Here is a 21,487-nt window from a genome sequence, read left to right on the forward strand (position 1 = left end):
CACACCGGGCCGTGCAATGGCCCCGCGCTCAACGTGTCGCTGCCCACGCTGCTCGGCCTCGACGACGAACAGGCGTGGCTCGCCGGCCACGGCGCCGTCCCCGCCGACGTCGCCCGCGAGCTCCTCGCCGCCGGCCACTCCTACCGCCGGATCCTCGCCGACCGCTGGACCGGGAAGGTCCTCGGCGTCGACGGCCACCTCCACCACCTCGACACCGGCAAGACCCGCACGACGACGCCGTCGTCGGCCGGCACCGACGCGACGACCTGGACCACCCAGACCACCCGGAGCACCGGTCTGCCCATCCCCGGCGTCACCGACGACGGTCCGGCGGCTGCACCGCCCACCACCGCTCCACCGACCATCCCGCCTGCTCCGGTGCCTGACGCAGACCCGGTCTCCGACGTGGTCCCCTACCCGCCCGGTGACCAAAGGACCGGCATGCCACCCGCGCCCCCACCGACACCCAGCACGCGACAGGTGCCAGCCGGCCTCGCCGACAAGCTCACCCGCATCGCCGATGCCGTTACGCCCGACGCCGTCACGCCCGGCACCACCACGCCCGGCGCCACCACACCCGGCGCCACCACGCCCGGCGCCACCACGCCCGGCGCCACCACGCCCGGCACGGACGCGCCCGGCACCACCGCGCCTCCCTGGGCCCGGACAGGAGCTGACGCGTCCGACGCGGCGACGCCGCCCTCGTCGACCTGCCCTCTCGCCGGCCTACCCACCGACTACGTCCCGACCGCCGAGCAGTCCCGCTACATCCGCGCCGCCCTGCCCGAGTGCACCCACCCCGGCTGCACCCAGCCCTCGGTCCGCTGCGACCTCGACCACCAGGTCCCCCACAGCGCCGGCGGACCGACCTGCGAGTGCAACCTCCGACCCCGCTGCCGCAAGCACCACCAGTGCCGCACGCACTACGACTGGCAGGTCGAGGCCATCACCGACGACCCGACCGACCCGTACGGCCTCGGCACCCGGTGGACCTCACCGCTCGGGCTCGTCCACGACGACCCCGCACCGCCCTTCCTGCCCAGACCCATCACCAGTCGCGACGGCGACGGCACGCCGCTGCCCGCCGGCTGGGGCGACCTCGGTGAGTCCCTCGACTGCCACTACCCGAGCGTCGACATGGCCTGGCCCGGCGCCCTCGCCCTCGAGACCGCCGCCACCGCGACCGACCATCGCCGCGCAGCCCCGCCGGCCCCGCCGGCGCCGCCCACCGACGAGGACGGCCCCCCGCCCTTCTGATCCGGAGGGGGCGACGGTGGGTGGCCGCGCCCTCCGACCGGCCGCCGTAGGGGAGCGGGCCGGTCCGTCGCCGTCGGTGGGGACCCGGCCGGGCGACGACTGCGGCGTACGACCCGGCGTCGCGCACCCGCTCGTGCGTCCTCGACGCCGAGGCGTCGCGCACCCGCCCGTCCGCCGTCACCCCCACCCGGCGTCCTCACCCGCCGTCGCGTCGACATCCCGAACCTGACCCGGACCCGGACCCGGACCCGGACCCGGACCCGGACCCGGACCCGGACCCCGACCCCGACCGCGACCCCGACCGCGACCCCGACCGCGACCCGGACCCCGCCCGCACCCGCCGTCGCTGCCCCGTCCGGGGGACCTCGGACGGACGCCGGACGGCCTCCTCGCCGCCCGTCGTGAAGGTGCCGGAGGCACGCGCCGACGGAGAGGACGTGAGAGGTCTCCCCGTGGCGCCCGAGGCGCGTCGTCCGCTGCTCGCCGCCCTGCTCGTGGCCGCGGCGACGCTGCTGTGGGCGCTCCTGCCGACCGGGGAGCATGCGAGCCCCGAGGCCGGGGCGGGGAGCCATCCGCACCCCCCGACCACGGCGCCGTCCCTCGGCGCCGTCCAGCTCGTCGGCGGCTTCCTCGACTTCACGCCGCCCGCCCGGCCGTCCGGCGTCACCGTCACGACGAAGGACAGCGCCCTCGAGGTGAGCTGGACCGCCAACACCGAGAGCGACATGCGCGACTACCGCGTCTACGTCGACGGCACTCTCACGGCGACGGTCCTCAAGGGCACGACGACGACCCTCGTCACCGGCCTCGTCAACGACCGCCGCTACGCCATCACGGTCAGCGCGCGCGACACCCGCCTCAACGAGTCGACGAAGTCGCCGCCCGTCAACGGCACGCCCCGCGACCTCACGCCGCCGGCGGTGCCGACCGGGCTCATGGCGGCCCGCGGGGACGGCCGCGTCGACCTCACGTGGGAGCCCGGCGCCGACGCGGACCTGCAGACCGTGCGCGTCCTGCGCGACGGCGCCCGCGTCGCCGACCTCCCGGCGGGCACCACCCGGTGGACGGACACGGGCGTCGTCAACGACCGGACGTACGCCTACTCGCTCATGGCCCTCGACCGGGTCGGCAACGCCTCCCTCGCGTCCGCCGAGGTGCACGCCACCCCCACCGACCTCACCCCGCCCGCCGTGCCCACCGGGCTGCGCGGCACCGCCGGCGACGCCAGCGCGTCGCTGACGTGGGACCGCGGCACCGACGCCGACCTCGCGACCGTCCGGGTGCTGCAGGACGGCGTCGTCGTCGCCCAGCTCCCGGCGGGCACGACGTCGTGGACGGGCCGCGGCCTCCAGGCCGGCCGCGACTACGCCTTCCGCCTCCAGGCGGTCGACGGCCACGGCAACGCCTCCGCCACGACGGCCGCGGTGGTGGTCCGCCCGGTCGACCTCACCGCCCCGGACGCGCCGGTGGGCGTGCGCGCCGTCGCTGGCGACACCTGGGTCGACGTCTCGTGGGACGCCGTCGCGGCGACCGACGTCGCCCGGTACGAGGTCCGTGGGCCGGGCGGCCGCGTCGTCACCGTCACGGCCCCGACGACCCGCGGCAGGGTCACCGGCCTGCCCAACGACGTGGAGGCGACGTTCACCGTCGTCGCCGTCGACGGCGCGGGCAACGTGTCCGCGTCGAGCGCCGTCGTGCGGGCCACGCCCACCGACACGACCCCGCCGGCCGTCCCCACGGGCCTGCGCGGGTACGCCCGCGACGCCGGCGCGGCGCTGACGTGGGACCCCGGCACCGACGCCGACCTCGCGTCGGTGCGGGTGCTGCAGGACGGTGTCGTCGTCGCGCAGCTGCCGGCCGGGACGACGTCGTGGGAGACCCGCGGGCTCGTCGTCGGCCGTTCGTACGCCTTCCGGCTCGTCGCCGTGGACGGGCACGGCAACGCCTCGGCGGCCTCGGCGCCGGTCATGGTCGTCCCCGTCGACCTCACGCCGCCGGCCGTGCCGACCGGCCTCGCCGCGGAGCGCGGCGACACCCGGGTCGACCTCACGTGGGCCCCCGGCACCGACGCCGACCTCGACCGCGTGCGGGTCCTGCGCGACGGCCTGCCCGTCGCCGAGCTGCCCGCGGGCACGACCCGCTGGACCGACACCGGCGTCGTCAACGACCGCACCTACTCCTACGCCCTCGTGGCCCTCGACGGTGCCGGCAACAGCTCGGCGGCCTCGCCGGCCGTCCGGGCGACGCCGACCGACCTCACGGCGCCCGGGGTCCCCACGGGCCTGCGCGGCACCGCGGTCGACGGCGGCGCGACCCTCACCTGGGACGCCGGGACGGACCCGGACCTCGCCGCCGTGCGCGTCCTGCGGGACGGCGTCGCCGTCGCCGAGGTCCCGGCCGGGACGACGACCTGGACGACGACGGGCCTCGAGGCCGGTCGCCCCTACGCCTTCCGCCTCGTGGCCGTCGACGGCCACGGCAACGCCTCCGCGCCCTCGGCGCCCGTCACGGTCGTCCCCGTCGACCTCACCGCCCCCGGCGCCCCCACGGGCGTCCGCGCGGTCGCCGGCGACGGTGTCGTGGACGTCTCGTGGGACGCGGCCGGCCCCGACGTGGTCGCGCACGAGGTCCGCACCGCCGACGGCACCGTCGTCGCCGTCGTGCCCGCCCCGCGCCGCGCCACCCGGGTCTCGGGCCTCCCGAACGACGTGGAGGTCACGTACGTCGTCGTGGCGCTCGACGCCGCGGGCAACGTCTCGGGGCCGTCCTCCCCGGTCAGCGCCACGCCGCGCGACCTCACCGCGCCCGACGTCGTGACCGGCGTCGTCGCGACGCCGGTCGACCGCGGCCTCGACGTCCGGTGGGCGCCCGTCACGGCCGAGGACGTGGCCTCCTACCGCGTCCTCCTCGACGGCGCCGTCGTCGGCGAGGTGCCCGCGTCGTCGTCGGGGCTGCAGCTCTCCGGCCTCGAGCCCGGGGAGCCGCACGAGGTCGTCGTCGTCGCGGTGGACCGGGCCGGCAACGAGTCGGCGGCGTCCTCGCCCGTCGTCGCGGCGGCCGTCGACGCGCCGCCGTCCGCGCCCACGGGCGTCACCGCGGAGCCGCGGCCCGAGGCCCTGCGGGTGACGTGGACGTCGGCGCCGGAGGCGGACGTCGTCGCGCACCGGGTCACCGTGGACGGTGTCGTCCGCGCGGTCGTGCCGGCGGGCACCTCGGAGGCGGTCGTCACCGGGCTGACCGCCGGCGTCGAGGTCGTCGTCGTCGTCGAGGCCGTGGACGGCGCGGGCTGGGCCACGGCCGCCGCGGCCGTGCGCGCCGTGCCGGGTGCCGTGCTGCCGACGCCCTTCTCGTCCGGCGTCCCGCCGCTGGCGGGGACGGGGACGGCCACGGGTGCCGGCCTCGCGGCCAGCCGCAGCGGACGCTGGGTCGTCGTCAGCACGGCGGCGTCGCTCGAGCCCTCGGACACCAACACGGCCGTCGAGCTGTACGTCGTCGACCGCCGCGCCGGCACGTCGCGCCGGGTCGCGCCGCTGCCGGCGTCGGTGCGCGGCGCCACGAGCGACGCGACCAACACGAGCGCCGTCGCCCTCTCCGAGGACGGCCGCTACCTCGTCCTGTCCACGACGGCGAAGCTGCTGCCCGCCGACACGAACACGCTCCTCGACGTCTACCGTCTCGACCTGCGAGCCCCGGCGGGGACGCCGGGCGGCGGGTGGGACCTCGTCAGCGTGCCGGTCTCCGGGACGGTGCAGCCGAAGGTCGCCGGCGCGATGGTGCCCACCGGGGCGTCGGTCTTCGCCAAGAGCCCCGGCGTGGCCGTCAGCGCCGACGGCCGCCGGGTCGCCTTCCTCACGCCGCGGGCCGACATGGTCGACGGCGACCGGAACGGCGCGCCCGACGTCGTCGTCAAGGACATGGTCACCGGGCTCGTGGAGCGGGCCTCCGCGCTCGCGGGCGGCGTCGAGACGCCGCTGCGCGCCACCGGCCCGGCCCTGGAGATGACGCCCGACGGCCGCTACGTGCTCTTCCCCGCCCAGGCGGCCGGCAAGCCCCTCGTCGCGGTGCGGAAGGACATGCTGACCGGCGAGCTGCGCGTCGTGTCGACGATGCCGACGACCGGCGGCGCGTCGCGCGAGGTCGCCGTCTTCCGCGACACCGGCGACCTGGCGATCTCCGACGACGGCCGCTACGTCGCCTTCTCCTCGGCGGCCAAGCCGACCGCCCCGGCCTCGAGCTGGACGACGGGCCTGGCGTACCGGGTCGACACCGTCACGGGGGCCCTGCGCCCGCTCGGCTCCGGCCAGACGGCGTCGTGGGAGCACCAGCTCGGGCTCGACCCGACCGGCCGCTACGCGTTCTTCTCGACGGCGGCGGCGCTGCTGCCGGCGGACACCAACCGCCGGACCGACCACTACCGCCGCGACCTCGGGACGGGCGAGCTCCTGCTCGTCACCTCGCGGGCCGACGGCTCCGTCGCCCCGTCGCCGGCGGGCACGATCACGCCGGCGGAGTACGGCTCGGTGCTCGTGCTGTCGGCGGACCGGGTCCTCGTGGGGTCCGTCCTGCCGATGGTGGCCGGCGACGCCAACAAGAAGCTCGACGTCTACGGGCGCGACCTCGCCCTCGGCGTGGCCGGGTCGGTCCTCGGCTGACCACCGGGCCGACCGCGGTGCCCACCACGGGCCGGCCTCCTCCCGACCCACGGGGGGCGGGAGGAGGCGGCCGCGGCGTCAGGGCGTCAGGGCGTCGGGGCGTCAGGGCGTCAGGGCGTCGGGTCGCCGCCGGTGACGGACAGCGTCGCGCCGGTCGTGTAGCTCGACTCGGCGCAGGCGAGGTGCACGTAGGCGCCGGCGATCTCGGCGGGCTGCCCGGCGCGGCCGAGCGGGGCCTGCGCGCCGAACTCGGGACGCGCCTCGGGCGGCTGGCCGCCGGAGACCTGCAGCGCCGTCCAGAAGGGCCCCGGGGCCACGACGTTGACGCGGATGCCCTTCGGCGCGAGCTGCTGCGCCAGCGCCTTGGAGTAGGTGTTGATGGCCGACTTCGTCGTCGCGTAGTCGAGGAGGTTCGGCGACGGCGTGTACGCCTGGACCGACGACGTCGTGATGATGCTGGCGCCCGGCTGCATGTGCGGCACGGCGGCCTTCGTGACCCAGAAGAGCGCGTAGACGTTGGTCCTGAACGTCTGGTCGAACTGCTCCGTCGTCAGCTCGGCGATGTCCTCCACCGCCGTCTGCTTGCCGGCGTTGACGACGAGGACGTCGACGCGGCCGAAGGCGTCGACGGTCTTCTGCACGAGGTCGAGGTTCGCCTGCTCCTGCGACAGGTCGCCCGGCACGGCGAGCGCGCGGCGGCCGGCCTGCTCGACGAGGGCGACGACCTCCTGGGCGTCGGCCTCCTCGCTGGGCAGGTAGGACAGCACGACGTCGGCGCCCTCGCGGGCGAAGGCGATCGCCGCGGCCCGGCCGATGCCCGAGTCGGCGCCGGTCACGACGGCGACGCGGTCGGGCAGGCGGTTCGCGCCGACGTAGGTGTCCTCGCCGTGGTCGGGCTTGGGGTCCATCTCCTGCGCCAGGCCGGGGGCGCTCTGGTCCTGCGGCGGCTGCTCCGGCTGGGGGTAGGCCGTGACGGGGTTGCGAGGCGTGTTCTGGGTGACCGTGCCGGTGTCGTCGCTCATGCCTCCACCCTGCGGGCGAGGGTGCGCGGGGGCGACCCGGGAGCCGAGGAGCGGGGCGCGGTCGGGGCGTCAGGACCAGGCGGCCCAGCCGAGCAGGCCGGGCAGGGCCCCGACCGCGACGGCGAGCAGGAGGCCGGTGAGGCCGCCGCGCCGCCGGCGCCGGGCACGGGGGAGGGGCGGGAGCGGGCCCGACAGGAGGAGCGCGGCGACGGCGCCGACCGGCGGGACCATCAGCAGGAGCCAGCCCCAGCCCCAGCCGTTCAACCGCCACGTGTACGGGCTGCCGAGGAGGGACGCCACGGCGCCGACCCAGACGAGGAGGAGCGGCACGGCGAGCCATCGCGGACCCTCGAAGGAGCCCACCCCGCTCCACGACGTCGGCAGCGGCCCGCGCGTGACCTGGACCCCGGCGCCGGCGAGGCCGAGGTCGGCCGCGACGTCGCCCACGACGACCGCGTCGCCGACGACGACGGCGTCAGGGGCCGGCGCGTCCGTCCCCGGCGCCAGCACGGTCACCTCCGCGGCGCGCAGCAGCAGCCCGTCCCGCCAGCGGACCTCCTGGGTGCGGAAGCCCTGGTCGCCCTCGGCGACGGGCTCGCCGAGCACCTCGACCGCGGTGACCCGCCCGGCGGTCACGTCTCCCCGCAGGCGGTCGAAGGAGCCGGGGACCGCGGCGAGCGCCAGCACGGTCGGGACCAGCGCCACGACCACGACCAGCAGCACCACCCGCACCCGCCACCACCAGCGGGTCCGCGACAGCGTCCCCAGCCGCCGCCGTCGGGTCCTCGTGCCGTCGCGTCCCCCGCTCATCGCCCGACCGTACGGGCGGCACCCCAGCGGTGGCGGCAGGACGGCCGACCACCACGGCACGGCAGGATGGCCGCGTGGCGACGACGACGAGCACCCCCGCCGGGCACGACGCCGTGGGCGGTGGTCGGCCCCGCCTGGTCGCGTCGGACCTCGACGGCACCCTGCTCGGGCCGGGCGGCGTCGCCTCGCCCCGGACGCTGGCGATGATCGCGGCGTGCCGGGCCGCCGGCGTCCACGTCGTCTTCGTCACCGGCCGTCCCGTCGTGTGGCTGGACCCGGTGGCCGAGCAGACCGGCCACACGGGCGCCGCCATCTGCGCCAACGGCGCCCTCGTCTACGACGCCGGCCGCCGCGAGGTGCTCTCCGCGACGACGGTCGCGCCCGCCGACGTCCTCGAGGCGGCCGCCCGGCTGCGGCGCCGCCTCGACGGCATCACCGTCGCCCTCGAGACGTTGGAGGGCTTCCGCAAGGAGCCCGACTACGTCGCCCGCTACGACTGGGGCCGCGACCGTGACCGCGGCGACCTCGCCACGCTGCTCGACCCCGACCCGGGCGTCGTGAAGATGCTCGTGCGGCGGGAGACCGGGACGGTCGAGGAGCTGCTGGCCGTGGCCCGCGAGGAGCTCGAGGGGCTCGTGCACCCGACGCACTCCGGGCCGGAGAGCCCCATGGTCGAGATCAGCGCCCTCGGCGTCAGCAAGGCCGCGGCGCTCGCCGCGCACGCGGCCTCGCTGGGCGTCGCGCAGGAGGACGTCGTCGCCTTCGGCGACATGCCCAACGACGTCGAGATGCTCCGCTGGGCCGGTCGCGGCTTCGCCATGACGGGCGGGCACCCCGAGGCCGTCGCGGCCGCGGACGCCGCCGCCCCGCCGAGCGCCGAGGACGGCGTCGCCCAGGTGGTCGAGGCGCTGCTCGCGCGCTGAGGGCGCCGGCAGGGACGGCGCCGGACGACCGGACCGCAGGGCCGGTGGCGTCGCGCCCCGGGCCTCGTCGCCGGTCGGCGGCTCGGGCCTCCGCGGAGGCGACCTCGGTCCTGCACGGGGTCGGCTCAGCGCCAGTGGTCCGGTCGCTCGTGGACGGCCGGGACGGTGGTGCGGGCGTCCCCGCGGGCCGCGGCGAGCTGGGGCCGGGTCAGGAAGAGGGCGGCCGCCAGGCGCGCGCCGCGGACGTCGGCGCCGCGGAGGTCCGCCCCGAGGAGATCGGCACGGTCGAGGTCCGCCCCGCGCAGGTCGGCGCCGACGAGCAGGGCGCCCCGCAGATCTGCCCCGCGCATGTCGGCGCCCGTCAGGTCGGCCCCGGCGAGGTCGGCGTACGGGCCGGTCCCGCGGGGCGGGCGCCCACGGGGGACCCCGCCGCGCACCGCCGCGCTCACCCGCCCGAGCAGCGGGCCGACCCGACGGCGGAGCCCGTCGACGTCGACGGCCGTCAGGCGCTCGACCGGCAGGTCGAGCAGGGCCCGGACGCGGTCGCGCTCGGCCCTGACCTCGGCCGCCAGCCCGCCCGTGGCGGGGTCGCCGGAGGTGTCGGAGGTGTCGGAGGCGTCGGCGGTGACGAGCGCGGCGCACTCCTCGAGGTGGTGGAGCACCTCCATGACCGCCCGGGCGGGGTCCAGGGCGGCGTGCAGCGTCCGGCGCTGGGCCGAGGAGGGGACGACGTCGGCACCCCCGAGGGTGAGGGCGACGACGTGCTGCCCGGCGCCGAAGCAGTCGAAGACCGCGCAGCCGGGGAAGCCGCTGCGTCGCAGCCGGTCGTGGATGCCGCAGCGGTGGTCCGCGCCGAGGTTCGGGCACGGCGTGCCCGCCGGCTTGGTGAGCGCGAAGTCCGCGGAGGCCACGAAGGCAGGCGCGACGCAGCACAGCCCCACGCAGCGCGAGCAGTCCGCCCGCAGCGCCGTCCGTGCGTCCACCGGTCCTCCTCCGCCCCGGACGCCGACGCTACGGAAGCTCGCCGACCCGGAGGCCGGCGGGTCAGCCGGCCGGCGGTGGCTCGGCCAGCCACCGGCGGACCTCGGCGAAGGCCGCCGACCGGTCCTCGTGCGCGCTCGCCAGGGCGTCGACCGCCCCCGCCACCGCGGCCGCGTCGTCGGGGCCGGCTGCCTCGCGGACCGCGTCCACGGCCGCGGCCTCCGGCGGGACGGGCGCCCAGGAGCGCGGTCGGCCCGGGGGGTCCACCAGCTCGACCTCGATCTCGACGTGGCCACCCGGCTCCTGGTCGAGGAGCCGGTCGAGGACCGAGCCCACGTCGTGCCAGAGGTCGGGCAGCGGCTCCCTGCGGGACGCGCGGGCGAGGGCGTCCTCCACCCAGCCGCGGTCGGCCACCTCGGCGAGCTCGCAGGTCAGACGAGCCGCACGGACGGCGACCGCGCGCTGCCGCGTGGGTGCCAGGGCGGCGAGGAGCCGCGCCAGCTCCGCGTCGGCGTCGGCCAGCTGGTCCGCCCGCTGCCCCACGGCCGGCCAGGTCGTCGCCGAGACCGTGGCCGCGGCCTCGACCTGCCACCCGACGGGCGCAGCCGCCTGCGCCAGCAGCGCGGCGTGGATCTCGGCCGCCCTCACCTCCTCTGCGTTCCGGGGGCGAGGCGGCCCGGGCGGCGGCGTCTCGGCGGCGACGTCGTGCCAGTACGCCGCCTGCTCGCTGCCCTGCCGGAGGATGTCGTCAGGTGCGGGCGGGGCGGGCCATACCTGCAGCAGGTAGCGGTCGGGTGCCGGCTCACCGTCGAGCCGCGTGTCCTGCCGGTGGCCGGCGTCCATCCCCACCGCCGACCAGCGCGCCCGGCAGCTGCCGAGGGGCAGGCCCGTCACCGCCGCGCCCCCGTCGAACCCGACGAGGGCGTACTCGTCGTCGGCCACGTCGAACGACACCTCGACGACGTCCTCCCACCGGTCGTCGAGCACCGGGGCGCCGTCGTGGCGCTCGACGCGGACGGGCACGTCACCCGTGTGCAGCCCGGTCTTCATGACCAGGTGGTGGGGGAAGCGGGCGCCGCACACGCCGTTCGACTGCCCTCCGCGCGCGGCGAGGAGGTCCTCCAGGACGCGGTCGTCGCGGTCGCCGCGCTCGAGGACGAGGAAGCCGTAGTGGACGTGGATGTCGCCGTCGAAGAGGACCTGACCCGTCGGGCTGCTCACCCGGCCATCGTCACCGGCGGCCGCCCGCCCCGCGGGCACGACGGCGCGTCGTCACCCGGACGGTCCGCGCTCCGGCAGCCTCCTCCCGTGGAGCGCACGCGGGTCGGCAGCGGGGCCGGGTGGGAGGAGGCCGTCGGGTACTCCCGGGCGGTGCGGGTGGGCCCGTGGGTGAGCGTCGCCGGGACGACGGCCGCGCTCCCCGGCGGCGGCGTCGTCGGGCCGGGGGACCCCGGCGAGCAGGCCCGGGAGGCGCTGCGACGCATCGCGGCCGCGCTGGAGCAGGTGGGCGCCGGGCTGGGCGACGTCGTCCGCACGCGGGTCTACGTCACCGACGTCGACCGCTGGGAGGAGGTCGGGCGCGCCCACCGCGAGGTGCTCGGCGAGGTGCGTCCCGCCTGCACCCTCGTCGAGGTCTCGCGGCTCGTGGCGCCGGAGCTGCTCGTCGAGGTCGAGGCGGACGCGGTGGTGGGCTGACCCGGGCCGCCGGCCCCGGGGGCCGGTGCGCTCACCCCTCGTGCGCCGCCCGCACCTCGGCGGCCAGCGCGACCAGCTCGTCGAGCACCAGCCGGACGAGCGGGCGCTCCGCCTTGTCCGCGCGCACGAGGGCCTCGACGAGCCGGCCGGCGCGGACGCCGCGCAGCGGCACGAGCCGCACCCCCGGGTGGTGGCCGCACGTGTACCGCGGCAGCAGCGAGAGGCCGTGGCCCGCGGCGACGAGGGCGAGGACGACGTGGAAGTCGTTGACGCGGTGGGTCACCCGGGGCGGTCCGTCCGCCCCGGCGACGGCGTGGAGGACCGCGGCCACGGGGAAGCCCTCGCGCACGCCCACCCACGGCTCGCCGACGACGTCGGCGGGCGTCACCGCCTCGCGGTCGGCGAGGGGGTGGTCCAGCGGGACCGCCACGTCCAGCGGCTCCCGCAGGAGCGGCGTCGTCAGCACCTCGGCGGGGCGGGCCGTCCAGGCCGGCACCCCCTCGGGACGGTGCGCGACGACGACGTCGAGCCGGTCGGTGAGCGGGGCGAAGGCGTCGAGGGCGACGTCCTCGTCGGAGCAGCGGACCTCGACGCCGGGCCGACCGGCCAGGCGCGTGAGCAGCCCGGGCAGCAGGAGCTCGCCGCCGCTGGCGAAGGCGGACACGTGGACGACGCCGGTGGGGCTCGCGAGAGCGCCGGCGGCGGCGGCGCGGGCCCGCTCCAGGGCCGCCGCGACGTCGACGGCGGCGTCCGCGAGCGCCTCGCCGGCCGCCGTGAGGCGCAGGCGCCGGCCCTCGCGCTCGGTGAGCGGGGTGCCGGCGGCGCGGGCGAGCGCCGCCAGCCGCTGGGAGACCGCAGAGGGGCTGACGTGGAGGACGGCGGCCGCCCGCGTCACCCCGCCCTGGCTGCGCACCGCGGCGAGCGCGGCCAACGCCTCGACGTCCATGCGCGGCAGCCTGCCAGCGGGACGGGTCGACCGTGAAGCCCTGCTGAACGGTCGGTGCCGAGATGGTCGATGGACCGCACGGTCGGCGCCCGCCAGGCTCGGGACGTGCCTCCCCGCGACCGCGCCCTCGCCTGCCTCGTGGCGGTGCTCTGGGGCGTCAACTTCCCGGCCACCGAGCTGGCCCTCGCCCAGTTCCCGCCGCTCCTCCTCGTGGCCCTGCGCTTCGCCCTCGTCGCCGTGCCGACCGTCCTCCTCGTGCCGCGGCCGCAGGTGCCGGTGCGCTGGCTGGTCGGCTACGGCGTGGGCTTCGGGGTCCTGCAGTTCCTCTTCCTCTACACGGCGATGGACGTCGGCATGCCGCCCGGCCTCGCGTCGCTCGTCCTGCAGTCCTCGGCCCCCTTCACCGTCCTGCTCGGGGCGCTCCTCCTGCGCGAGCGGCTGACGCCGCGCCGCGCCGTCGGGGTCGGCGTCGCGGTGGCGGGCCTCGCCGGCATCGCCGTCCACCGGGCGGCCGACGACGGGGGCGCGCCCGTGGCCGCCGTGCTGCTGACCCTCGCCGGCGGGCTCGGCTGGGCCCTCGGCAACCTGTCGAGCCGGCTCGCCGCCCCGCCGCGTCCGCTGCACCTCGTGCTGTGGATGAGCGTCGTACCGCCGGTCCCCATGGCCGCCGCGTCGCTGCTCGTCGAGGGGCCCGACCGCGTGGTCACGGCGCTCACGACGGCGACGGCGTCGTCGACGGGCCTGCTGGCCCTCCTCGGGCTGGCGTACGTCGTGCTGCTCGCGACCCTCGTCGGGTCGGGCCTGTGGACCGCTCTCCTGGCGCGGCACCCGTCGGGCGTCGTGGCGCCGTTCTCGATGCTCGTGCCCGTCGCGGGGATCTCCTCGTCCTGGCTCCTCCTCGGGGACCGCACGCCGCTCGTCGAGGTGGTGCTGGGGGGCCTGGTCGTCGCGGGCGTCCTCGTGGGGAGCACCACACCGCGGGCGGGCGGGCACCGGTGGCGGCGGGGCCCCCGCGGTGCTGCCATGGAGGTCTGGCCAAGCCCCCGCCGGGTTCGTCGCGCCGACCGGCACCGCGACGTCCTACCCGCCCGCCGGACGCGAGAGGAGCACGTCATGGCCACGACCCAGCCCAGGCCGCCGCTCAAGGAGAGGGCGCTGTCCGCCCTCACCTTCTTCTACGGCCCGGCCGACGTCCGCGACCTCCCGGCGGACAAGCCGACGACGACCGGTCGCCCCGGCGAGGACGTCGGCGACGGCTACCGCCGGCACGGCGAGCAGGGCCGCCAGTACGTCACGCGCGAGCAGCAGGCCGCCGACGACCGCGGCTGACCGCCGCACCACCCGCAGCAGCCCGGCCGCCCCCCGCGGGGGCCGCCGGGCTGCTGCGCGTCCGGGCGGCCGGGCCTGGCCGGGCCGCTCAGCCCTCGAGCCCGGGCCGGTCAGCCCTCGAGCCCGGCCGCCCGCAGCAGCAGCCCCTTGACGTCGGTGGCGTGGACCGCGTCCACCCCCGCGAGCAGCGCGGCGTCGCTGCACACCAGCAGCGGACCGTCGACGCGCGAGGCCGGCGAGCCGTCCGGCACCCGCCCGTGCGACCCGCGCACCGGCGACGGGTCCAGCGGCACGGTGCGCATGGCGTAGCGCAGCCCGACCTTCTTGCGGACGAGGTTGAGGCCCGCCTTCAGCTTCGCCGTCGGGTCCGCCGGGTCGAAGAACAGCTCGGCGGGGTCGTAGCCCGGCTTGCGGTGGATCTCGACGCCCCGCGCGTAGTCGGGCGCCCGCTCGTCGTCCAGCCAGTAGTAGTAGGTGAACCAGGCGTCCGGCTCCGCGACGAGGACGAGCTCGCCGGCCCGCTCGTGGTCGAGCCCGTGGGCCCGCTTGCCCTCCTCGTCGAGGACCGCGTCGACGCCCGCGAGGCCCGCCAGCAGCCGTCGCACCGCCGGGACGTCGGCCTCCTCGCGCACGTAGACGTGCGCCACCTGGTGGTCCGCCACGGCGAACGCCCGCGAGGTCCACGGGTCGAGGTACTCCATCCCCGCCTGCGTGTAGACCTCGAGCAGCCCGGCCTCGCGGAGCACCCGGTTGACGTCGACCGGCCGGGAGGCGCGCGTGATGCCGTACTCCGACAGCGCGACGACGGCGGTCCCGCTCGCCTCGGCGTCGTCGAGCAGCGGCGCGAGGGCCCGGTCCAGCTCCAGGGCCGCCGCGCGCGCCTGGCGCGAGTCCGGCCCGAAGCGCTGCAGGTCGTAGTCGAGGTGCGGCAGGTAGGCCATCGTGAGGTCGGCGCCCGGCAGCAGCCGGCGCGTGGCCCCGATGATCCACTCGCTGGAGCGGATCGACGCCGTCGGCCCCCAGTACTGGAAGAGGGGGAACTCCCCGAGCGCCCCCACGAGCTCGTCGTGGAGCGCCGGCGGGCGCACGTAGGCGTCGGGGCTCTTGCGGCCGTCCGCGTGGTAGATCGGCCGCGGCGTCACCGTGACGTCGGTCGACATGCCCATCGCGTACCACCAGCAGACGTTGACGGTCCGGAAGTCCGGCACCTGCTGCTTGGCGGCCTCCCACACCGGCTCCGCCTGCACGAGGCGGTTGTGCTGGCGCCAGAGGAAGACCTCGCCGAGGTCGCGGAAGTACCAGCCGTTGCCGACGACGCCGTGCTCGGCGGGCATCGCCCCGGTGAGGAAGGTCGCCTGGACGCTGCACGTGACGGCGGGCAGGACGGTGTCCACCGGCGCGGAGGCTCCCGAGGCGGCCACCCGGCCGAGGCGCGGCATGTCCTCCAGCGCCCGCGGGGTCAGCCCGACGACGTCGAGGAGCAGGACGGGGCGGCGGCTCACGCGCCCGCCCCCGTCCCGACCGGGCTGCCCGCCAGCCGGTCCCGGGTCCACGCCAGCTCCGCGGCGATGCCGCCCGCGAGGTCGGCGGCCGCGGTGCCGGTGCCGCCGGAGCGCTCCCGGTGCGCGGCGGGCAGGACGGACCACGTGTAGGTCTCGACCTCGACGACGTCGACCCGCACCGCGGGCGGGGCGTCGCGCACGAGGTCGTGCAGGGCGGTGGTGAGCGGTGCGGTCACGGGGCGCACGGGTCCTTCCCAGTCGGCGTGCAGCGGTGCGTGGACGTGGCAGCGCCACGGGCCGCGGCGGGGCAGCCCGCCGTCGGCGTGGTCGCGCAGGGCGCGGGGCAGGTCGTCGGCCGTCGCGAGGGCGCCGTCGGCGCCCCGCTCGCGGACCTGGTGGAGGAAGCGCGGCTCGTCGAAGACGGCCAGCGCGGCGCGGTCGGCGTCGTCGGCCGGGTCGTCGAGGTGCAGCGCCGCGGAGGCCTGCAGCTTGACGACGGGGACCGCGGGGACGGCGTCGGGCCCGGTGCCCGCCGTGAGCCGCCCGACGACGCCGTCGAGGTCGTCGAAGCCGACGGCGCTGTGGCACGTGTCGAGGCAGACGCCGACGAGGGCGGCGTCGTCGGCGGTCGGCGGCGCGTCGTCCGGCCCGCCGGCGAGGAGGGTCGGCAGCGCGTCGGGGCCGGCGAGGGCGTCGTCGAGGACCTCCCACACGCAGCCGGGCTCCGGCTCGAGGCCCACGCGGACGCGCCGGCCGGTCGTGCGGGCCACCTCGCCCAGCCCCGTGGCCAGCGCGCGGAGCGCCCGCCCGGCGGCCGCACGGCGGGCGTCGTCCCACGGGCGGTACCAGGCGAGGGGCAGCGTGCTCACGGCGCCGCCGTCGACGTCGTCCGGCAGGAGCGCCGCGAGGACCCGGGCGCACGCGAGGGTGTGCTCGAGGCGGGCGGGCTCGGTCCAGTCGGGGGAGTAGACGGCGTGCTTGACCACCGGCGCGTGGAAGTCGCCGTAGGGGAACGCGTTCAGCGTGACGACCTCGAGCCCGAGGCGGTCGAGCTCGGCCCGCAGCCGCCGCACCGGGCCGCCCGCCGGGGCACCGTCGGCGAGGTCGGCGTCGAGGACCGCGGCCGCGCCGGCGGGGAACCACAGGCCCACGCCGAGCCGCTCGCCGTCCGCGGGCAGCCCGAGGCGCTCCGCGACCGGGACGGCGACGGTGCGGAGCTGCTCCACGATGCCGTCGAGCGCCGTGGCCGGGTGGACGTTGGTGCAGTAGGCGACGTGGACCGTGCTGCCGTCGGGACGGGCGACCCTCACGGCCGGGGGCTGCGGGGGCCGCGCAGCACGGAGCTGCCCTCGAACTCGGCCCCCAGCTCGGTGCGGACGTCGTCGAGGAGCAGACGGCCGCTGCGGCCGAAGAACTCGACGGGGTTGCGCCACAGGACGCGGTCGACGTCGTCCTCGGAGAAGCCCGCGACGAGCATCGCCTCGCCGACCTTCCGGGTCTTCAGCGGGTCGCTGCGGCCCCAGTCGGCGGCGGAGTTGACGAGCACCCGCTCCGGGCCGCGCTCGAGGAGGATCCGCACCATCCGGTGCTCGTCCATCTTCGTCTCGGGGTAGACGGAGAAGCCCATCCAGCAGCCGGCCGCGTCGACGTCCGCGAGGGTCGTCTCGTTGAGGTGGTCGACGACGACGGCGTCCGCGGCGATCCCCGAGGCCTCGACGAGCTCGAGCGTGCGCCGGGTGCCCGCCGCCTTGTCGCGGTGGGGGGTGTGGACCATGGCGGGCAGCCCGTGCTCGACGGCCATCGCCAGCTGGCGCGCGAAGGCGTCCTCCTCCGCGGCCGTCATCGAGTCGAAGCCGATCTCGCCGACGGCCACGACGCCGTCCTTCTCGAGGTAGCGCGGCAGCTCGTCGAGGACGGGCGTGCAGCGGGGGTCGTTGGCCTCCTTGGGGTTCAGCGCGATCGTGCAGTGGTGCGCCACGCCGAACTGCGAGGCGCGGAAGCGCTCCCAGCCCAGCAGCCCGTCGAAGTAGTCGAGGAAGGAGCCGACGTTCGTGCGCGGCTGGCCGAGCCAGAAGGCCGGCTCGACGAGCGCGGCGACGCCGGCGGCGGCCATCGCCTCGTAGTCGTCGGTCGTGCGCGACGTCATGTGGATGTGCGGGTCGAAGATCCTCATCAGCGGGCCTCCTCGGCGGCGGTGGGGTGGGCGGGGGGCGCGACGCCGAGCAGCGCGCGGGCGGCGGCCGCGGCGGCGAGCCGGTCCGGGGCGCCGTGCTGGGCGGCGTCGTCGAGGCCGGCCTGCGCCAGCGCGGGCGAGCCGGCGGGCAGGACGGCCGGCACGTCGACGGGCACGGGCCGCCCGGCGGCGACGCGCTCGGCGACGTAGCGGGCCGCCATCTCGGCGAGGCGCTCGTCCGCACGGTCGGCGAGCCGGTGGACGCAGGACAGCGGCACGCCGACGAAGAGGCACTTGAGCACCGCCTGGCGCCACACCTCGTCGTCCAGCACGTCGGCGCACGGGCCGACGGCGGCGGCGACGAGCCGGGTGTCGTTGGCGCGCAGCGCGTCCTCGACGAGCGCGGCGGGGACGGCGCCGCCGGGCAGCGCGGCGGCCGACCGCAGGAGGCCGCGGCGCTCCGTGGCGTCGGCGCGCTCGTGGAGCGAGGGGACCCCGGTGGTGCCGACCCGGCCCGCCGTGACGGCGTCGGTGACGAGCAGGGCGCGGGCGAGGTCGTCGACCGTCCCGAGCAGGCCCTCGGGGCCCAGCGGGTCCGCGCCGGGGACGAGCGGGCCGCGGCCCACCGACCGACCGACGGCGGGCAGCAGCACGTCGACGGGGGTGCCGGCGTCGGCCCGGTCGAGCAGCCGCTGCCACCGCGCGCGGACGTCGCCCGCGCCGTCGCCCGCCCCGGAGCCGTCACCGAGCCGCGCGGCCAGCGCCCGCCGCCAGGCGTCGGCGCCGTCTCCGGGCTCGGCCCAGCGGGCCAGCGACCAGCCGTGGGCGTCGTCGGGCCTGGTGCTGCTCACGGGGTGGCCTCCACGGGGTCTCGGGGGATGGCGGTGGTCGCGAGGGCCGCCGCGAGGGCCGCGGCGAGGGCGTCCCGGCTGCGGCGGGCGACGACGGGCGCGGCGTGGCCGTGCCGGGGGAGCTCGACGGCGGCCAGGCCGGTGTACCCGACCTCGACGAGGGCGGCGAGCACGTCCGGCAGGTCCACCTCGCCCTCGCCGAAGGGCAGGTGCTCGTGGACGCCGGGGCGCATGTCGTCGAGCTGGACGTTGGCCAGCGCCCCGGGGGCCAGCGCGTGCGCGCGGCGGACGGTGGCGCCGGGGCTGCGCGGCTCGTTGGCGACGGCGTGGCCGACGTCCAGCGTGAGGCCCAGCCCCGCAGGGCGTCCCAGGGCGTCGAGGACGGCGAGGGCGTCGTCGAGGACGGCCACGTGGTGGCCGGGCTCGGGCTCGAGGGCCAGCCGGACGCCGGCCTCCTCGGCGACGGGGACGAGCTCGGCGAGGGAGCGCAGCAGCCGGTCGGTGCCCTCCTCGGGGGTCGAGCCCGCCGGCAGCGGCCCGCTCCAGAAGGAGACGACCGGGGCGCCGAGCGCGGCGGCGGCCAGCACGGCGCGGTGCAGGAGGTCGACCCGGGCCTCGCGGCCGGGCTCGGAGTCGGTGCCGTCCGGCCCGACGAGCACGGGCCAGTGCTTGCGCCACGGGTCGAGGACGTAGCGGCCGCCGGTCTCGACGACGGCCACGAGGTCGCGGGCGCGGAGCTCGTCGCCCACCGCCGCGGCGCGGCGTCGCAGGTCGTCGGTGCTGCCCGACGGGTCGAGGTGGTGGTGGTCGAGCGTGAGGCCGACGCCGCCGTAGCCCAGCCCCGCGACGAGGTCGAGCGCCTCGGGCAGCCGGTGGTCGGCCAGGCCGTTGGTGCCGTAGCCGACGACGAAGGGGGTCGCCGGCAGGGCGGGGGCCGCGGCGGGTGCGCTCACGTGGCGGAGCCCCAGCGGCGCAGGGCCTTGCCGCCCGCGCCGAGGGCGAGGACGCCGGCGGCCGTGACCGGCTGCCGCAGACCGGCGAGCAGCGAGGCCTGGAGCGTGACGAGGGCCTTGAGGCCCGCGACGGTCGCCGACCGGGCGTCGCCCCCGGAGCCGGTGCCGGCGGCGGCCTGCACGGGCACGAGCCGCGCGACGTGCGCGGCGGAGGCGGCGACGCCGAGCGCCGCGCCGGCCACGGCGGACGTCCGGCCGGTGCCCCGCCGGACGGCGCCGACGGCGGCGGCCACGCCCGCGGCGGCGGAGGCGACGCCGGCGGCGGCCGACACCGCGGCGGCCCGCCGGGCGGTCGCGGGCGACGCGCCGTGGACCTCGCCCCGGGCGAGGTCGGTGACGGCGAGCGTGTGCAGCCCGACCGACAGCGCCGGCAGCGCCGCCGGGCGGAGCGCGGCGCCGAGGGGGAGGCCCGGTGCGGCCGCCGTCGCCCCGAGGACGACGTCGAGCAGCCGCGTGACGGCCATGCTGGCCGGCGCGAGCGGGCTGCTCTTGCCGACGAGGTCGTAGGTCCAGACGCCCGCGGCGAGGAGCGCGGCGCACCCGGCGGACCGGCGACCGCCGGTGAGGCCCGCGACGCCGACCCCCGCCGCGGTGAGCCCGGCCGCGGCGGCGAGCGCGGCCCGCGGGTCCACGCGGCCGCTGGGCAGCGGCCGCTCGGGCCGCTCGACGGCGTCGAGCTCCCGGTCGGCCCAGTCGTTGAGCACCATCCCGCCCCAGTAGAGGCAGACGGACGCGAGCGGCGTCGCGGCGGCGCGGGCCGCGGCGCCGCGGCCTCCGGGCCCGCCGGCGGCGGCGAGGCCCACGAGGGCGTCGCCGGGCACGGAGACGACGGCGGGCAGCCGGACGAGCTCGGCCCACTCGCGCCACGTGCCGAGCCCGCCGGCGGGCACGGTGCTCATCGGCGGCCGAGCTCCTCGGCGAGACCGAGGAGGGCGCGCCACTGCTCGCCCAGCGCGTGCTCGTCGCTGCCGGAGGGGTTCTTGAAGAAGAAGCCCAGCTCCGTCACCGCGCCGGTGCGGCCGGCCTCGGCGGCGGCCGCGACGAGGCGGACGAGGTCGAGCACGAGCGGCGCCGCGAGGGCCGAGTCGCACCCGGCCCACGTGAACTGCAGCGTCATCCGCGTCCCGAGGAAGCCCGTGAAGCCGATGTGGTCCCAGGCCGTCTTCCAGTCGCCGAAGTCCGGCACGTTGTCGATGTGCAGGGGGCCCGGGACGGGCCGCCCGACCATCGCCGCGAGGCCGGCGGCCTTCGTCGCGGTCTTGCTGCGCACCGCCTCGGGGTCGGCGAGGGTCTGCCCGTCGCCGCCGCCGAGGAGGTTGAAGGAGGCCCACGAGTCCACGTGCAGCGCCCGCTGGACGAACATCGGCGCGAGGACCGACTTCATCAGGGTCTCGCCCGTCTTGCCGTCGCTGCCCGCCCAGGTCGCGCCGGCGCGGCGGCCCTGCTCGGCCACGGCCGGCAGGTCGACGCCGGGGCTCGGGGTGAAGGCGACGAAGGAGGCGCCGACCTCGAAGGCGGCCCAGGCGTACGTCGCCGAGAGGGGCAGCGGCGAGCGGCCGGCCTCCCACGCGGAGCGGACCGACTCCGGCGTCGCGAGGTCCGCGGCCAGGGTCTCGTCCGACGGGTCGAGGGGCGGCTGCGTGCTCGAGACGTCGACGACGACGAGCCGGGCGAGGTCGTGGCGGCGGACGAAGTCGCGCAGGTCGCGGACGAGCGCGTCGACGACGGCGGCCTGGCCCCCCTCGCCCACGGTGGCGGCGGTGGCGGGAACGAGGACCTCCGCGTCCGCGGCGTCGAGCGCGTCGCCGAGGGCGTCGACGAGCTCGCGCGGCACGACGCGCTGGCTCGCGAGGAGCTCGGCGCGCTTGCGGTAGGGGACCTCCGAGAGGTCGTGCCCGCCGGTGACGAGGTCGTCGAGGCCGACGAGGTGCGCGCCCTCGAGCGCGGGCAGCTCGGTGACCATGCCGGTGGGCCCGGCCAGGCGGGCGCGCAGGGCGTGCGCGCCGAGCAGGGCGGTGGTGGCCACCGACCCCTTGGCGCCCACGAACCAGACGCCCACCCCTCCCGTGCCGCCGGCGGTCCCGGTCGTGAGGTCGCTGTCGTCCGTCATCGGTGATCGCTCCCAGCGGTCGTCGTGCGTGGTGTGCGTGGCGTGGGCCCGGGGCCCCGACGCGGGGGGACGGGGGTCCGGGGTGCCGGGCCGGCGCCCGAGGTCCGGCGCCGCAGGTGGCGCCGCGACGTCGCGACGGCGTCGTCCCGACAGGCCGCCCGAGGGCGGTCACGAGTTCTGTCTAGCACCCGGCACATGTGCTCCACCAGGCAGGTGAGCCGCC

At 78.0% G+C, this 21,487-nt stretch carries 16 protein-coding genes and 1 pseudogene; 5 read left to right on the forward strand and 12 right to left on the reverse strand.

Annotation, left to right across the window (positions count from 1 at the left end; translation table 11 throughout):
* Together EDC03_RS13085 and EDC03_RS17665 are read left to right on the forward strand one after the other, a co-directional pair.
* Positions 1-1,257, forward strand: a 1,257-nt coding sequence (locus tag EDC03_RS13085) for an HNH endonuclease signature motif containing protein (protein WP_206749997.1), incomplete at its 5' end; no start/stop codon positions are given.
* A gap of 437 nt (positions 1,258-1,694) precedes the next feature.
* Complete coding sequence (locus EDC03_RS17665; RefSeq protein ID WP_158674305.1) at positions 1,695-5,909, forward strand: fibronectin type III domain-containing protein; 4,215 nt, start codon at positions 1,695-1,697, stop codon at positions 5,907-5,909.
* A gap of 110 nt (positions 5,910-6,019) precedes the next feature.
* On the opposite strand, the gene EDC03_RS13095 is transcribed toward EDC03_RS17665, so the two are convergent.
* Both EDC03_RS13095 and EDC03_RS13100 read right to left on the reverse strand, forming a co-directional pair.
* Positions 6,020-6,931 carry a glucose 1-dehydrogenase gene (locus EDC03_RS13095; RefSeq protein ID WP_123380713.1) on the reverse strand — a complete coding sequence of 304 codons (912 nt, stop codon included), beginning with the start codon at positions 6,929-6,931 and terminating at the stop codon, positions 6,020-6,022.
* Positions 6,932-7,000: 69 nt separating this feature from the next.
* A complete protein-coding gene (locus EDC03_RS13100; protein ID WP_148058088.1) occupies positions 7,001-7,741 on the reverse strand; it encodes a hypothetical protein in 741 nt (246 codons plus the stop codon).
* Positions 7,742-7,815: 74 nt separating this feature from the next.
* On the opposite strand from EDC03_RS13100, the gene EDC03_RS13105 reads away from it, so the two are divergent.
* Entirely contained in the window at positions 7,816-8,664 is an 849-nt protein-coding gene (locus EDC03_RS13105) for an HAD family hydrolase (RefSeq protein WP_158674306.1), read from the forward strand.
* Between the two features lie 125 nt (positions 8,665-8,789).
* Here the strand turns inward: EDC03_RS13105 and EDC03_RS18270 are convergent, their stop codons facing one another.
* Complete coding sequence (locus EDC03_RS18270) at positions 8,790-9,647, reverse strand: pentapeptide repeat-containing protein (protein WP_123380716.1); 858 nt, start codon at positions 9,645-9,647, stop codon at positions 8,790-8,792.
* 61 nt (positions 9,648-9,708) lie between these two features.
* Positions 9,709-10,866, reverse strand: a complete 1,158-nt coding sequence (locus EDC03_RS17670) for a hypothetical protein (protein ID WP_158674307.1) — start codon at positions 10,864-10,866, stop codon at positions 9,709-9,711.
* 87 nt (positions 10,867-10,953) lie between these two features.
* On the opposite strand from EDC03_RS17670, the gene EDC03_RS13120 reads away from it, so the two are divergent.
* A complete protein-coding gene (locus tag EDC03_RS13120; RefSeq protein WP_123380717.1) occupies positions 10,954-11,340 on the forward strand; it encodes a RidA family protein in 387 nt (128 codons plus the stop codon).
* Between the two features lie 31 nt (positions 11,341-11,371).
* On the opposite strand, the gene EDC03_RS13125 is transcribed toward EDC03_RS13120, so the two are convergent.
* Positions 11,372-12,286 (reverse strand): LysR family transcriptional regulator, encoded by a 915-nt coding sequence (locus EDC03_RS13125; RefSeq protein ID WP_123380718.1) that lies wholly within the window; start codon positions 12,284-12,286, stop codon positions 11,372-11,374.
* Between the two features lie 105 nt (positions 12,287-12,391).
* Between EDC03_RS13125 and EDC03_RS13130 the strand changes: the two are divergent.
* A pseudogene (locus EDC03_RS13130) lies at positions 12,392-13,267 on the forward strand (EamA family transporter); the annotation flags it as partial.
* Positions 13,268-13,725: 458 nt separating this feature from the next.
* Here the strand turns inward: EDC03_RS13130 and EDC03_RS13135 are convergent.
* From EDC03_RS13135 to EDC03_RS13165, 7 genes are read right to left on the reverse strand one after another with little or no spacing between them, the layout of a single operon-like run.
* The gene (locus EDC03_RS13135; RefSeq protein WP_123380905.1) at positions 13,726-15,117 is read right to left on the reverse strand and encodes an alkaline phosphatase family protein; all 1,392 of its coding nucleotides are present in this window, start codon (positions 15,115-15,117) and stop codon (positions 13,726-13,728) included.
* Entirely contained in the window at positions 15,114-16,427 is a 1,314-nt protein-coding gene (gene eboE / locus EDC03_RS13140) for a metabolite traffic protein EboE (RefSeq protein WP_123380719.1), read from the reverse strand. The genes EDC03_RS13135 and eboE overlap by 4 nt, the downstream gene beginning before the upstream one ends.
* On the reverse strand, positions 16,424-17,290 hold the full coding sequence (locus EDC03_RS13145; protein ID WP_123380720.1) for a TatD family hydrolase: 867 nt from the start codon (positions 17,288-17,290) through the stop codon (positions 16,424-16,426). Before EDC03_RS13145 ends, eboE begins: the two co-directional genes overlap by 4 nt.
* Positions 17,290-18,141 carry an EboA domain-containing protein gene (locus tag EDC03_RS13150; protein WP_123380721.1) on the reverse strand — a complete coding sequence of 284 codons (852 nt, stop codon included), beginning with the start codon at positions 18,139-18,141 and terminating at the stop codon, positions 17,290-17,292. Before EDC03_RS13150 ends, EDC03_RS13145 begins: the two co-directional genes overlap by 1 nt.
* Complete coding sequence (locus EDC03_RS13155) at positions 18,138-19,094, reverse strand: sugar phosphate isomerase/epimerase family protein (protein ID WP_199720242.1); 957 nt, start codon at positions 19,092-19,094, stop codon at positions 18,138-18,140. The genes EDC03_RS13150 and EDC03_RS13155 overlap by 4 nt, the downstream gene beginning before the upstream one ends.
* Positions 19,091-20,053 (reverse strand): SCO3242 family prenyltransferase, encoded by a 963-nt coding sequence (locus tag EDC03_RS13160; protein ID WP_123380722.1) that lies wholly within the window; start codon positions 20,051-20,053, stop codon positions 19,091-19,093. The genes EDC03_RS13155 and EDC03_RS13160 overlap by 4 nt, the downstream gene beginning before the upstream one ends.
* Positions 20,050-21,264, reverse strand: coding sequence for an inositol-3-phosphate synthase (locus tag EDC03_RS13165; RefSeq protein WP_123380723.1), 1,215 nt, complete (start codon positions 21,262-21,264; stop codon positions 20,050-20,052). Before EDC03_RS13165 ends, EDC03_RS13160 begins: the two co-directional genes overlap by 4 nt.
* Positions 21,265-21,487 lie beyond the last annotated feature (223 nt).

It is taken from the genome of Pseudokineococcus lusitanus (assembly GCF_003751265.1).
Classification (GTDB): Bacteria; Actinomycetota; Actinomycetes; order Actinomycetales; family Quadrisphaeraceae; genus Pseudokineococcus; species Pseudokineococcus lusitanus.

Excerpts from the sequence above, each read along its gene's own strand:
- EDC03_RS13125 (WP_123380718.1), bottom strand. The coding sequence starts at position 12,286 with ATGGACGTCGAGGCGTTGGCCGCGCTCGCCGCGGTGCGCAGCCAGGGC.
- EDC03_RS13165 (WP_123380723.1), bottom strand. The coding sequence starts at position 21,264 with ATGACGGACGACAGCGACCTCACGACCGGGACCGCCGGCGGCACGGGA.
- EDC03_RS13100 (WP_148058088.1), bottom strand. The coding sequence starts at position 7,741 with ATGAGCGGGGGACGCGACGGCACGAGGACCCGACGGCGGCGGCTGGGG.
- EDC03_RS13095 (WP_123380713.1), bottom strand. The coding sequence starts at position 6,931 with ATGAGCGACGACACCGGCACGGTCACCCAGAACACGCCTCGCAACCCC.
- EDC03_RS13160 (WP_123380722.1), bottom strand. The coding sequence starts at position 20,053 with ATGAGCACCGTGCCCGCCGGCGGGCTCGGCACGTGGCGCGAGTGGGCC.
- EDC03_RS13145 (WP_123380720.1), bottom strand. The coding sequence starts at position 17,290 with ATGAGGATCTTCGACCCGCACATCCACATGACGTCGCGCACGACCGAC.